Raw genomic sequence first — 13,304 nt, forward strand, 5'->3', positions numbered from 1 at the left:
CGCTACCATTTGACCTGTTCCAGATTTGAGAGACGAGACACCCATGGCCTATTCCACCCCCGTCATCACCGAACTGCGCGTGATTCCCGTTGCCGGCCGAGACAGCATGCTGCTCAACCTGAGTGGCGCTCACGGCCCCTTTTTCACGCGCAACCTGCTGCTGCTGACCGACAGCGCCGGCCGCACGGGCGTGGGCGAGGTGCCTGGTGGCGAGAAGATCCGCCAGACCCTGGAAGACGCACGTCCCCTGGTGCTGGGCCAACCGCTGGGCTCGCACCAGCGCATCCTGCAGCAGGTGCAGCAGCAGTTTGCGGACCGCGACACGGGCGGCCGGGGTCTGCAGACCTTCGACCTGCGCACCACCATCCACGCGGTGACCGCCATCGAGTCGGCCTTGCTGGACTTGCTGGGCCAGTTCCTCGAAGTGCCGGTGGCCGCCTTGTTGGGCGAAGGCCAGCAGCGTGACTCGGTGGAGATGCTGGGCTACCTGTTCTACGTGGGCGAGCGCCGCCAGACCGACCTGCCCTATGCCAGCGAGCCGGACGCCGACAACGCTTGGTCGCGCCTGCGCCACGAGGCCGCTTTGACGCCCGAGGCCATCGTGCGCCTGGCCGAGGCAGCGCGCGAACGGTATGGCTTCAACGACTTCAAGCTCAAGGGCGGTGTGCTGCGCGGCGAGGCCGAGATCGAGGCCGTGCAGGCCTTGCACGAGCGCTTTCCGCAGGCCCGCGTCACGCTGGACCCGAACGGTGGCTGGCTGCTCAAAGACGCGGTGCGCCTGATGCGCGACCTGCGTGGGGTGGTGGCCTATGCCGAAGACCCCTGCGGTGCCGAAGACGGCTTCTCGGGTCGCGAAGTGATGGCCGAGTTCCGCCGCGCCACCGGGCTGCCCACGGCCACCAACATGATCGCCACCGACTGGCGCCAAATGAGCCATGCCCTGGCGCTGCAGTCGGTCGACATCCCGCTGGCCGACCCGCACTTCTGGACCATGGCCGGCTCGGTGCGTGTGGCCCAGACCTGCCGCGACTGGGGGCTCACCTGGGGCTCGCACTCGAACAACCACTTCGACGTGTCCCTGGCCATGTTCACCCATGTGGGCGCCGCCGCCCCGGGCAAGGTCACGGCCATCGACACGCACTGGATCTGGCAGGACGGCCAGCGCCTGACCAAGGACCCGCTGCAAATCGTCAACGGCCATGTGCAAGTGCCCAAGAAGCCAGGCCTGGGAGTGGAATTGGACATGGTCGAAGTGGAAAAAGCCCACCAGCTCTACCTGCAGCATGGGCTGGGCTCGCGCGATGACGCCATGGCCATGCAGTACCTGATCCCGGGCTGGCAGTTCAACCCCAAGCGCCCGGCACTGGATCGCTGAGCGCGCACAGCACGGCCCGGCCCAGGGCCCTGACCGTCATGGCACGGTCATGAGGCCGACACGGACGACGCTCCCAATGGGGCCTCGTCCGTTTTTTTTGCCGTGCCCCGGCCGTCCCATGCCCACCGGTTTCTCGCTCTTGATGGCCGCCCAATTCACCTCGGCCTGGGCCGACAACGCCTTGCTTCTGGTCACCATGGCTTTGCTGCAAGAGCAGGGCTGGCCAGCCTGGTGGGCGCCTTTGCTGAAGTTCGCCTTCACCCTGTCCTATGTGTTGCTGGCGCCCGTGGCGGGGCCCCTGGCCGACGCCATGCCCAAGGCCCGGCTCATGGCCTGGATGAACGCCCTCAAACTCTTGGGCGTGCTGGGCTTGTTGATGGGCGTGCATCCGCTGCTGGCGTTTGCCGTGGTGGGCCTGGGGGCGGCAGGCTACGCCCCGGCCAAATACGGTCTGGTGACCGAGCTGGTGCCCGGGCCCAAACTGGTCCTGGCCAACAGCTGGATCGAGATTTCCATTGTCTGCGCCGCCCTGCTGGGCGCCGTGGGGGGCGGCTTGCTCGTCAGCCCCATGTGGTGTGACGCGGCCTGGGCCCAGGCGGTGCGCGACAGCCTGCGCGGGCTGGGCCTGCCTTTTGAGTCGGCGCTGAGCCTGTCTTTGCTGCTGCTGTGGGCGGTGTATGGCGTGGCGGCGGCCTTGCAGTGCGGCGTGCCCGACAGCGGCGCGCGCTATGCGCGGCGCTCGATTCACCCTGTGGCTTTGCTGCGCGATTTCGTGCACAGCAACCGGCTGCTGTGGCGAGACCCCGAAGGCGGCCTGTCGTTGGCCGTGACCACCTTGTTCTGGGGCGTGGGGGCCACTTTGCAGTTTGCGGTGCTGCGTTGGGCCCAGGAGGCCCTGGCCCTGCCCCTGAGCCAGGCGGCCTATTTGCAGGCCGTGGTGGCGGTGGGCGTGGTGTTGGGCGCGGGCCTGGCCGGCCACCGAATTGCCTTGCACCAGGCGCGCCGCGTGCTGCCCTTGGGCATCGTGCTCGGGGGCTTGATCGCGCTCATCGCCTGCACCGACCAGTTTGGCGTGGCCTTGGGCTTGCTGGCCTTGGTGGGCGCCGTGGGCGGATTGCTGGTGGTGCCCATGAACGCCTTGCTGCAGCACCGTGGCCACGCGCTGCTGACGGCAGGGCGATCGATCGCCGTGCAGGGCTACAACGAAAACCTCAGCATCTTGTTGATGTTGGCGGCCTATGCCGGCCTGCTGGCCTGGGAACTGCCCGTGCTGCCGCTGATGGCTGGTTTTGGTCTGGCCATTTCGCTGTGCATGACCGCCTTGTGGGCGCGGGCCGGACGCCGCTGGGCACCGGCTTGACTGGATGCCGCCGGGCCTTAGGTGGCCAGCCGGGTGCGGCTGGCCGGCGTGTTGCGCGGCTGGGTGGTGGCCAGGTGCGGGTCCAGGCCTTGGTAGATGGTCTCGATGGCATCGATGACTTGGCTCCAGCCGGCACGCAGGGCCGTCTCGCGTGCGGGCCCGCGCATGGCCCGCAGGGCTGGCAGGTCCGCCGCCAGCGCACTGGCGCGGCTGACCAGGGCGGCCAGGTCACCCAGTGGCGCGAGGCCGCCGGTGCGGCCGTCCTGCACCCATTGGCCGGCGGCTGCGTAGTCGTAGGCCAGCACGGGCAGGCCGCTGGCCAGGGCTTCCAGGGTCACGTTGCCAAAGGTCTCGGTCAGGCTGGGGAAGACAAACAAATCCCCGCTGGCGTAGTGCTGGGTCAGGGACTCGCCATGGCGCATGCCGGCCAGGATGGCGTCGGGGCAGCGGGCCTGCATTTCCTTGCGCGAGGGGCCGTCGCCCACCATCACCAGGCGTGCGCGCGGGCTCACGCGGCGGATGGCCTCAAAAGCCATCAGCAGGGCGCCCAGGTTTTTTTCCGGGGCCAGACGGCCCACATGCAGCACGGCCAGCTCATCGGGCGCCAGCCCCCAGGACTGGCGCAAGGCCTCGCTGCGCTTGGCCGGGTCGAACAGCTGGGTGTCCACGCCGCGTGACACCAGCACCACATCCCGAAAGCCGCAGGCGCTGAGTTGGTCGCGCAGGCCAGGGTCCGGCGTCATGGTGCATTGGGTCAGGTTATGGAACTTGCGCAGGTAGGCCATGATGGGCTTGTGCAGCCAGCCCATGCCGTAGTGCTGGCTGTAGGCGTGGAAGTTGGTGCGGAAGTCCGAGCACACCGGCAGCTTGAGCTGCACCGCTGCTTGCAAGGCCGACCAGCCCATGGGGCCTTCGGTGGCGATGTGCACCACGTCGGGACGGCGCCGCGCCCACAGGCTCAGCAGTGTTTTCTTGGAGGTCAGCCCCATGCGCAGGTGCGGGTAGCGCGGGATGGGCAGACCCCGCATCAGCACCTCATGAAAGCGCAGGTCGTCGCTGGCCTGTTCGCCGCGGGATTCCGCCGCGGTTTGCTGGGGCCGGATCAGCTGGATTTCATGCTGACGCTCGCGCAGCCCCTCCACCACGCAGGCGATGGTGCGCGCCACGCCGTTGACCTCTGGGGGGTAGGTTTCGGTGACCACGGCAACGCGCAGCGAGCGGCGCTGGGCCGGAAAGTCGTCGACCACGATGGGGGGGGATTGGAGGCCAGTCATGGCGCCATGGTGGGGCGCGATTGCAACCGTTGCGTGACAACGCACGTCACTGGGTTTTCATATTGGCGCGTCACCATTTGGTCACGCACCCGCTGAGCCGGGTCGTGCCCTGTTCGCCGGCCCGCCCGGCTTGTTCCGTTGCAAGGAGTGAAGGTGAAAGATTTTCTGAGCGCCCTGAAAACCCAGCGTTGGGATGACCACCGCTACTACCACCACAGCCGCATCAATCAGTCCCTGCACCTGATCAGCGCGCTGAGTTTCCTCGTGGCCTACGGCCTGCTGTTCATCGATCCCCCCGCGGCCGCCTTGCTGGCTTGGGGGGTGTCCATGGTGGCGCGGCAGTCCGGCCATTTCTTCTTTGAGCCCCGTGGCTACGACGAGGTCAACCAGGCCACGCACGAACACAAAGAGGCCATCAAGGTGGGCTACAACCTGCGCCGCAAGGTGGTGTTGATGGCCTTGTGGGTCGCCGCGCCCGTGGCGCTGTGGTTCAGCCCCAGCTTGGGCGGCCTGATCGCGCCCGCGGACTCCATGAGCGCTTTCTGGCACCAGGTGGGCTGGGCCTGGCTGGTGGTGGGTGTGGGTGGCTTGCTGTTCCGCACCGTGCACCTGTTCTTTTTGCAAGGGGTGCAGACCGGGCTGGTCTGGATGTGCAAGATCATCACCGACCCGTTCCACGACGTCATCCTGTACCACAAGGCGCCGCTGTACCTGCTGCGCGGCGAGCTGGTGGACCCCATGGTCCACGCTCGCGAGCACTGAGCCGGATCAGCGCCGGTGCGCCAGCATCTCCCGCAGGATGCTGCGCTTGATCCCTCGGTTGGTCAGCGCCGCATCCTGCCACCACCAGCCGTCGGCCGCCATGGCCTGGGCCGCCGCCACAAAGCGCTGGCAGACCTCTTCGAAGTCGGCTTCGGTGTAGTTCAGGCTGAAGATCAGGCGCCCCGTGCCCACCCAGCTCAGCGCCAGGCCTTGTTCACGCAGGTAGAACTGAAGCATCCAGTTGTAGCGCGAGGGCTGGGTGTAGTTCACCGTCCAGATGCTGGACAGGTTGGCCACTTGCACCGGCAGGCCCGCGTCCCGCAGCCGCTGGTTGAGCCGGGCGGCGCGCTGGTTCTGGCGCGTGTCCAGGTCCAGGTACATCAACTGGGCCTCGGGGGTTTCGAGGTAGTCCAAAAATGCCTGCATGGCCCCCATCACATAGGGGTGCGAATTGAAGGTGCCGCGCGCAAAACACAGGTCGGCGGGCCGGTCCTCTCGGTAGCGCTTCATCAGCTCGCTTCGGCCGCAGACCACGCCCACCGGCAAGCCGCCGCCCAGGGTCTTGCCGTAGGTGACCATGTCGGCTTGGACACCAAAGTACGCCTGGGCGCCGCCCGGCGCCAGGCGAAAGCCCACAAAGACCTCGTCAAAGATCAGCACGATGCCCCGCTCGGTGCAGACCTCGCGCAGCTGCTGCAGCCAGGCGGTGTAGGCCGCGCGGTCAAAGCCGGCCTGGCGCGAGCTGTCCACCAGGGTCGAGTCGCCGGGCGCCGCCTTGTTCGGGTGCAGGGCCTGCAGCGGGTTGATCAGCACACAAGCGATGTCGCGGCGCGTGCGCAGCACCTGCAGGCTGTTCTCGTGCATGTCGCGCAAGGTGTAGGTTTCGCGCGGTGGCAGCGGGTTGCCGGGGCCGGGCTGCACGTCCTCCCACCAGCCGTGGTAAGCCCCGCAAAAGCGCACCAGGTGGCGCTTGCCGGTGTGGTAGCGGGCCAGGCGCACGGCCTGCATGACGGCTTCGGTGCCCGACATGTGGAACGACACCTGGTCCAGCCCCGACCAGCGCTGCAAGCGCTGCACATTCGAAGCCACGCAGGGGTGCAGGCCCGCCAGCACGGGCCCCATGGTCTGCACACGGGCACTGCCTTCTGCGATGCACTGGCGGTACACGTCCACGCCAAACACATTGACGCCGTAAGAGCCCGTCAGGTCGAAGTAGCGGTTGCCGTCCAGGTCGCTCAGGCACACGCCGTCGGCCGCTTCCAGGAAGGCGCCGACTTGCAGGTGCTGGCGCAGCAAGGGGCTGAATTGAAAGGGCACCCGGTAGGCGCCGGTGAACTGCAGATCGGGCAGGCCTTCGCGCGCCTGGGCGGTCAGTGCCAGGGTCTGGGGACAGCGCTGCACCAGGGTCTGGCCCAGCCGATGCAAGGCCTGACGCCGGCGCTCGGCCAGTTCGGGCGGTGCCCCATCGGCCGAGAAGAATCGCGCCTCGTCGTAGGCATAGCCGGGCAGCCACGAGGCCACGCGTTTGGCCATGCGCGAGTGACCGCCCAACGACGGGTGCTTGGCGCGCGACAGCGCCAAGCGGCGCATCAAGCGGGGCACAGCGGCCGCCAGGGCGGCGCCCCCCAGGGTCCAGAGAGCCAGTGTTTCGTCCATGTGATGAGGTGTCTGGTGATTGGAAACCTCATCTGTAACTTGCCTGATTGACACCTTGATGAAACGCCTCGATTTACGCGACTTGCGCGACCGCCTGCTGCAGCAGGAAGACCTCAATTTCTTGCTCACCAACCGCGTGCCGCGCCTGGCCTTGACCCGCTTCATGGGCTGGTTCAGCCAAATTCGCCAGCCCTGGGTGAGCGCGGCCTCGATCCGGGTCTGGCGCTTGTTCACCGAGTTGGACCTCCGTGAAGCCAAGAAGACGCACTTCGACAGCCTGCACGACTGTTTCACGCGCGAGCTGCGCCCCGGCGCGCGCCCCTTTGACCCCGACCCGCAGGTGCTGGCCAGCCCCTGCGACGGCATCGTTGGCGCCTGTGGCAGCGCACAGGGTCTGGAGGTGTTTCAGGCCAAAGGCTTTCCGTACCGGGTGGAAGACCTGTTTGGCAGCGCCGAGCGGGCGGCACCGTTTCGAAATGGCACCTATGTGACGCTGCGCCTGACCTCGGCCATGTACCACCGCTTCCACGCGCCGCACGACGGCCGCTTGCAGCATGTGACCCACCTGGCTGGCGACACCTGGAACGTCAACCCCATTGCCTTGAAGCGCGTCGAGCGCCTGTTTTGCCGCAACGAACGCGCCGCCCTGCACGCGCGCCTGGACCTCGGGGGCCACCCCATTGCCCTGGTGCCGGTGGCGGCGATCTTGGTGGCCAGCCTGCGCCTGCATTTTTTGGATCTGTTGCTGCATGGGCGTTACCCGGGACCGCATGAGTTGCCCTGCGACGCGCCGATGCACAAAGGGCAGGAGCTGGGCTGGTTCCAGCACGGCTCCACCATCATCGTGTTTGCCCCGCCGGGCTTTGCGCTGTGCGAGGGCATTGCGCCCGGCCAGCGCCTGCGCGCGGGTCAGCCCTTGATGCGTTTGCCGCGCGGCGACAAGCTGGACAACTGCGTGGTGGCAGCGCCCGGCAGCACGTCATAGACCACCCAGGCAAATTCCATGGGCTGAGGGAAGCGCCAGCCGCTGCGCGCGGCCCTCACCCAGCGCGGTTGGATGGGCAAGCCGGCGCGCTCCAGCCATTCCTGGGCGTCCACCTCGCAGTTGCTCGCCTCGTACAGCTGGGGGCCTTTGACGGGGCCGCGAGGGCAAATCAGCAGGCCACCCTCGTTCACCCAGTTGGGGTGGGGGGCCAGCGTGGTGGGCCATTCATTGGGCATGCCAGGCAGGGCACGCACCCGGTCGGAGACGAAGAACGCGATCATGGCGTTCTCCGCCCATTCGCCCCCCGTCCAGCCCAGCGGCACGTCGGGGTGGCGTCGCTGCCAGTCGGCCGCCATCAATTCGGCGGCGGGCTCATTGGCTTCGTAGTAACTGCGCCGGCCTTTGTAGGCTTGCTCCACCGTCAGCGCCAGGCCCACCAGCACCACCCCGACCAGCACGGGCCAGGCGGCGGATTCCAGCGCGCCCAGGCTGCGCGCGGTCACCGGTGCCGGGCGGGCGCCGGCGTCGGCTGGCGCTGGGCGCACCGCGCGCGGCGCCGTCGCCAGGCTCAGGTTGCGCAACCAAAGCAGAGGCAGGGCAAAAATCGTCGGGATGGCCCAGGGGCTGGACAGTTCGGCCAGCTCGCCCAGCCCGGCCAGCAAGGTCAGGCCGCCGGGCAGCATGGCGAGCCAGAACAAGGTGTCATCCCAGCTTTGTGGTCGCCAGCTGAGCAAGGCCAGACGCGGCCACTGCACCAGGCCCGAGCCCAGGCGCTGTAGCCCAGATCGACCCGGGACGGCGCCCGTGGCTTGCCAGGTGAACACCAGGACGACGCTGATCCAGGCCACGAGACCAAAGGTGAGCGGGGTGATGGCAAAGTGCAGGATGGCGCGCCAGTCCATGTGGCCGGCGCCTTGGTCCATGGCGTAGCGCAAGGTGGGGAAGTCGTTGTGCCACAGCCACCAAGCATGGGGCAACAGACCCACGAACAGGGTCAGCAAGGCCAGGTAGGGGCGGGGGCTGCGAAACCACTGCAAGCCATCGCGCCGCAACAGCGCGGCCAAAAACAAGGCCAGCAAAAACACACCGCTGTAGTACTTGCTGAGCAGGCAGACCGCCCCCAACCCGCCCAGCCACAGCGAGGCCACCAGGCCAGGGCGTCCGGTCTGGCGCAGGCTGGCCAGCCAGGCCACGGCCGTCCAAGGCCACACCGACAACAGGATGGCGTTGGCATTGAACTTGGCGGCCAACGTGGTGTAGGGCAGGGTCCACATCAGCAGCAGCACGGCCGCTGGGGCGTAGCGGCCCAAGCCCAGTTGCCGTGCCAGCTGTGCCACCCCCCACAGGCCCACCGCCACATTCAGGTAGGAGAGCAGCTTGTAGGCCAAGGCGTTGTGGGGCATCACCGCAAACCACCCCTGCACCACCCAGACAAACACTGGCGGGTGCTTGAACGTGCCCCACTCGAAGGTCTGCGCCCAGGCAAAGTTCTCCAGCATGTCGTTGTAGGGGTCCAGGTTCGGGTAAGCGAACCAGTGCACCAGGGCCCAGGTGATGCAATAGGCCACGATCAAGCGCCCCGTCATGGATGACGCGGAAACGCTGGCGCGGGCAGAAGGGGCTGAAACGGACACAGTGAAATGCAGTAAAGGGGTCGGTGAGGCCTGTGCGGGGCGCTGCATCGACTGGGCTGGCAGGTCGCTGCGAGGAGGCGGCAGGCGAGGGGGTCGCGAGGAGCGGAAGCCGATCATTCAGATTGAACGGTTCGCTTCGTATTCCGGACGGCCGGGATTGTCGCATGGCTGACAAAATTCAGCTGAGCGTTGGCCTGCGGGGGCAGAGGCTTGCGAAGAGGCGCAAGCCTTCTGAGAAGAAGCAGGTGGGCTGGAGCCACCTGCTTGGGGGGGGACAGGCTCCCCCCTGGGCCGGCGCGTGGGCTGAAATTACAGCCCGGCAGCTGCCCGCAAGGCGGCCGCCTTGTCGGTACGCTCCCAAGTGAACTCGGGCTCTTCGCGGCCGAAGTGGCCATAGGCGGCGGTCTTTTCGTAGATCGGGCGCAGCAGGTCCAGCATCTGGATGATGCCCTTGGGGCGCAGGTCGAAGTGCTCGTTGACCAGCTTGGCGATTTGATCGTCCGGGATCACGCCCGTGCCTTCGGTGTAGACCGTCACGTTCATGGGACGGGCCACGCCAATGGCGTAAGCGACCTGGATCTGGCACTGCTTGGCCAGGCCAGCGGCCACGATGTTCTTGGCCACATAACGGGCAGCGTAAGCAGCCGAGCGGTCCACCTTCGTCGGGTCCTTGCCCGAGAACGCGCCACCACCGTGCGGGCAGGCGCCGCCGTAGGTGTCGACGATGATCTTGCGGCCGGTCAGGCCGCAATCCCCTTGCGGGCCGCCAATCACAAAACGGCCCGTCGGGTTGATCAGGTACTTGGTGTCCTGCAGCCATTCCTTGGGCAGCACCGGCTTGATGATTTCTTCGATGATGGCTTCAGTGAAGCTGGCCTTCATCTTCTTGGCGGTTTCGCTTTGATCGGGGCTGTGCTGGGTCGACAGCACGACGGTGTCGATGCTGTGCGGCTTGCCGTCCACGTATCGCATGGTGACCTGGCTCTTGGCGTCCGGGCGCAGGAAGGGCAGGCGGCCGTCCTTGCGCAGCTGGGCTTGGCGCTCCACCAGGCGGTGTGCGTAGTAGATCGGCGCGGGCATCAGCTCAGGCGTTTCGTCGCAGGCGTAACCGAACATCAGGCCTTGGTCACCGGCGCCGGTGTTCAGGTGGTCGTCCGAAGCGTGGTCCACGCCTTGGGCGATGTCGTTGCTTTGCTTGTCGTACGCGACCAGCACGGCGCAGCCCTTGTAGTCGATGCCGTACTCGGTGTTGTCGTAGCCAATGCGCTTGATGGTGTCGCGCGCCACCTGGATGTAGTCCACGTGGGCGTTGGTGGTGATTTCACCGGCCAACACGACCAGGCCGGTGTTGGTCAGGGTTTCTGCGGCGACGCGGCTCAGCGGGTCTTGCTTGAAGATGGCGTCCAGGATCGCATCCGAGATCTGGTCTGCTACTTTGTCGGGGTGGCCTTCCGAAACGGATTCGGAGGTGAAAAGAAAATCGTTCGCCATTTGAATAAACTCCTCGTGATAGCTACTGGGGCGTTGCCTAGGGCTCGGGAGCTTTGGCGAACGCTTTAGCAGTTTTGTTTAAAGTCGCCCTGCAAGTTGCTCAGTTAACTCGGCGACCTTTTTAATTTTAACCACTTCATGCGCCTCTTGCTCAGGGCTTTGTCCCTGTTCCCCTTGGGTTTGCTCCAGATCATCGGATGGTGGCTGGGCTGGCTGGCCTTTCTGGCCTCGCCCACCTACCGCCGTCGCTTTCTGGAGAACGCTGGCCTGGCGGGGTGCACCCGCGCGCAAATCGCGGCGGCTGTGGGCCACGCCGGTTGCATGGTCGGTGAGCTGCCGCGCCTGTGGCTGGGCCGGCCGCTGCCTTTTCGCTGGGACGACCAAGGGTGCATCCAACGTGCGTTTGATGCGGGCCGAGGCATTGTCTTTTTGACCCCGCACATGGGCTGCTTCGAGCTGTCCCCCCAAGCCCTGGCCGCCGACTACAGCGATCGGCAGGGGCCGATGACGATCCTTTACCGACCTGCGCGCCAAGCCTGGCTGGCGCGCGCCATGGCCTCGGTGCGCGAGCGCCCAGGCCTGCAGGCTGTGCCCACCACCATGGCCGGGGTCCGGCAGTTGATCAAAGCCTTGCGCCAGGGCCGAGCCGTGGGTTTGTTGCCGGACCAGGTGCCGCCCGAAGGCATGGGGGCGTGGGCGCCTTTTTTTGGGCGACCGGCCTACACCATGACCCTGGCTGTACGCCTGGTGCAGCAGACGGGGGCCACGGTGCTGCTGGCCTGGAGTGAGCGCCTGTCCTGGGGCCGTGGCGTGGCCGTCCATGTGCGTGAGATGCGTGAGCCTTTGTCGGCCGACATGGACACGGCCTTGGCTCAGCTCAATGCCGAGATGGAGCAGTTGATCCGGGCTTGCCCGGCCCAGTACCTTTGGGGTTATGCGCGCTACAAGGCGCCGCGTGGAGAGTTGTGAGCATGTGGAGTCGAATCGGCATTGCCTTCATGCGCGTCATGGCCTGGTTGCCCCTGTCCTGGGTGCGCGGCTTGGGCGTGGTCTTGGGTTGGGTTTTGTATGCGTTGGCGGTGCCGCGCCGGCGTGTGGTGGAGGTCAATCTGCGCCTGTGCTTCCCTGAGGCCAGCGCGGCCCAGCGGCGGCAATGGGGCCGGCGCGCCTTTGTGCACTTTGCCCAGTCCTGGCTGGACCGCGGCTGGCTGTGGCATGCACCGCGCGAGGTGTTGGCGCGACGCATCCAGTTGGTGGGGTCGTGGCAGGAGTTCGAAGGCAGCACGCCAACAATCATTTTTTCGCCCCACTTTTTTGGCCTGGAGGCCGGGGGCATGGCCTTGTCGATGAATGTGAACCGGGTCTTCACCTCGATCTTCACCCCCCAACCCAGCCCGGCTGTGGACGCCTGGATGAAGGCGGGACGCTCGCGCTTTGGCGAGGTCACCATGTTGAACCGATCCAACGGTGTCAAACCCATCCTCAGCAACCTGCGCCAGGGCGGCGCGCTGTACCTGCTGCCCGACATGAATTTCGGACCGGAAGAGTCGATTTTTGTGCCTTTTTATGGCCACTTGGCGGCCACCGTGCCCAGCTTGTCGCGCTTTGCGCGCCTGGGGCGGGCCAAGGTGGTGCCCGTGGTGTCGCGCATCACGCCCACGGGTTACGAGGTCGAGGTCATGCCCGCCTGGACCGGTTTCCCCACCGAGGACGTGGAGGCCGACACGGCCTTGATGAACCAGCGTTTGCAGGCCTGGATCAACACCATGCCAGACCAGTATTACTGGGTGCACAAGCGCTTCAAGACCCGCCCGCCGGGCGAGCCCTCGGTTTACTGATCCGGGCTCAAAAAGGCCTGGATCTGGCCAGCCACCCAGCTGGGGTCCTCGTGCACGATCCAGTGGCTGGCGCTGGGGTGGCGCTGCACCGTGAGTGTCGGCACCCAGCGATCCAGACCGTCCAGCAAGCCCGGGAGCAAGGCGTGGTCACCCAGGCCCCACAGCACCAGGGTCGGCGCTGCAATCTGCAGCATGGCGTCGGGCAGTTCGATGGCTGCGGCGCCCGCCTGGTGCTCGTCGGCGGGGCGCAGGGGTGAGGCGCGGTAGTAATGGCAGCCGCCTTGCAGACCCTGGCGCCACACAGCCCGGTACTGGTCTTGCACCTCCGGCGTCAGCCAGTCGGGCTGGGCCGAACCACCGAAGTGCTTGAAAAATCCCCACAGGCGCGCGAAGTCGTTCTCGGCCAGCAAGGCCTCGGCGTCAGGGCGCACCAAGAAGTTCATGTAGGCGCTGGCGTCTTGTTGGGCGCGGCTGTGCTGCAGTTCGCGCAGAAAAGTGCCGGGGTGGGGGGAGTTCAGAATCACCAGCCGCTGCATCAGGGCGGGCTGTTGGTTGGCTAGGTTCCAGGCCACAGCGCCGCCCCAGTCGTGGGCGATCAGGGCGCCCAGCGGGGCGCCGGGGGACTCGATCTCGATCAGCGCAGCCAAGTCCTGCACCAGGTGTTTGGCGCGGTAGGCGGCCACTTCCGAAGGGCTGCTGGACGCCTCAAAACCGCGCAAATTGGGGGCGACACAACGCCAGCCACCGTTTTCAGGGCGCGAAAAATGCGCCATCAAGCCGTCCCACACAAAGGCGGCCTCTGGGAACCCGTGCACGAAGAGCAAGACTGGTCGACCGGCTTGTCCGGTGCTGCGGCAGCTCAGCGTGATGCCGTGGGGCAGGGGTTGGCGGTAGCTGTGGACCATGGCGTGGGTGTCTCCTGCGGTGTT

At 66.6% G+C, this 13,304-nt stretch carries 11 protein-coding genes; 6 read left to right on the forward strand and 5 right to left on the reverse strand.

Annotation, left to right across the window (positions count from 1 at the left end; genetic code table 11):
- Positions 1–43 precede the first annotated feature (43 nt).
- Both gudD and lplT read left to right on the forward strand, forming a co-directional pair.
- Complete coding sequence (gene gudD, locus PSQ39_RS16575; protein WP_273927954.1) at positions 44–1,375, forward strand: glucarate dehydratase; 1,332 nt, start codon at positions 44–46, stop codon at positions 1,373–1,375.
- A 118-nt stretch (positions 1,376–1,493) separates the two neighbouring features.
- Positions 1,494–2,735: a lysophospholipid transporter LplT gene (gene lplT / locus PSQ39_RS16580; protein WP_273927955.1), complete on the forward strand. Its 1,242-nt coding sequence runs from the start codon at positions 1,494–1,496 to the stop codon at positions 2,733–2,735.
- A 17-nt stretch (positions 2,736–2,752) separates the two neighbouring features.
- On the opposite strand, the gene PSQ39_RS16585 is transcribed toward lplT, so the two are convergent.
- Positions 2,753–4,009, reverse strand: a complete 1,257-nt coding sequence (locus PSQ39_RS16585; protein WP_273927956.1) for a glycosyltransferase family 4 protein — start codon at positions 4,007–4,009, stop codon at positions 2,753–2,755.
- Between the two features lie 153 nt (positions 4,010–4,162).
- On the opposite strand from PSQ39_RS16585, the gene PSQ39_RS16590 reads away from it, so the two are divergent.
- The gene (locus tag PSQ39_RS16590; RefSeq protein WP_273927957.1) at positions 4,163–4,771 is read left to right on the forward strand and encodes a hypothetical protein; all 609 of its coding nucleotides are present in this window, start codon (positions 4,163–4,165) and stop codon (positions 4,769–4,771) included.
- Between the two features lie 6 nt (positions 4,772–4,777).
- Here PSQ39_RS16590 and PSQ39_RS16595 read toward each other — a convergent pair whose 3' ends face one another.
- Entirely contained in the window at positions 4,778–6,427 is a 1,650-nt protein-coding gene (locus PSQ39_RS16595) for an aminotransferase class III-fold pyridoxal phosphate-dependent enzyme (RefSeq protein ID WP_273927958.1), read from the reverse strand.
- Between the two features lie 58 nt (positions 6,428–6,485).
- On the opposite strand from PSQ39_RS16595, the gene asd reads away from it, so the two are divergent.
- Positions 6,486–7,412 (forward strand): archaetidylserine decarboxylase, encoded by a 927-nt coding sequence (gene asd, locus PSQ39_RS16600; protein WP_273927959.1) that lies wholly within the window; start codon positions 6,486–6,488, stop codon positions 7,410–7,412.
- On the opposite strand, the gene PSQ39_RS16605 is transcribed toward asd, so the two are convergent.
- Both PSQ39_RS16605 and metK read right to left on the reverse strand, forming a co-directional pair.
- Positions 7,337–8,998, reverse strand: coding sequence for a glycosyltransferase family 39 protein (locus PSQ39_RS16605; RefSeq protein WP_273927960.1), 1,662 nt, complete (start codon positions 8,996–8,998; stop codon positions 7,337–7,339). The genes asd and PSQ39_RS16605 overlap by 76 nt on opposite strands.
- A 357-nt stretch (positions 8,999–9,355) precedes the next feature.
- A complete protein-coding gene (gene metK / locus PSQ39_RS16610) occupies positions 9,356–10,537 on the reverse strand; it encodes a methionine adenosyltransferase (protein ID WP_273927961.1) in 1,182 nt (393 codons plus the stop codon).
- Between the two features lie 138 nt (positions 10,538–10,675).
- Here metK and PSQ39_RS16615 point away from each other — a divergent pair, with 138 nt between their 5' ends.
- Positions 10,676–11,506, forward strand: coding sequence for a lysophospholipid acyltransferase family protein (locus PSQ39_RS16615; RefSeq protein ID WP_273927962.1), 831 nt, complete (start codon positions 10,676–10,678; stop codon positions 11,504–11,506).
- Positions 11,507–11,508: 2 nt separating this feature from the next.
- Positions 11,509–12,375, forward strand: coding sequence for an LpxL/LpxP family acyltransferase (locus PSQ39_RS16620; protein WP_273927963.1), 867 nt, complete (start codon positions 11,509–11,511; stop codon positions 12,373–12,375).
- Here PSQ39_RS16620 and PSQ39_RS16625 read toward each other — a convergent pair.
- Complete coding sequence (locus tag PSQ39_RS16625; RefSeq protein WP_273927964.1) at positions 12,369–13,280, reverse strand: alpha/beta fold hydrolase; 912 nt, start codon at positions 13,278–13,280, stop codon at positions 12,369–12,371. The genes PSQ39_RS16620 and PSQ39_RS16625 overlap by 7 nt on opposite strands.
- Positions 13,281–13,304: the final 24 nt, after the last annotated feature.

The organism is Curvibacter microcysteis (genome assembly GCF_028649455.1).
GTDB lineage: Bacteria > Pseudomonadota > Gammaproteobacteria > Burkholderiales > Burkholderiaceae_C > Curvibacter > Curvibacter microcysteis.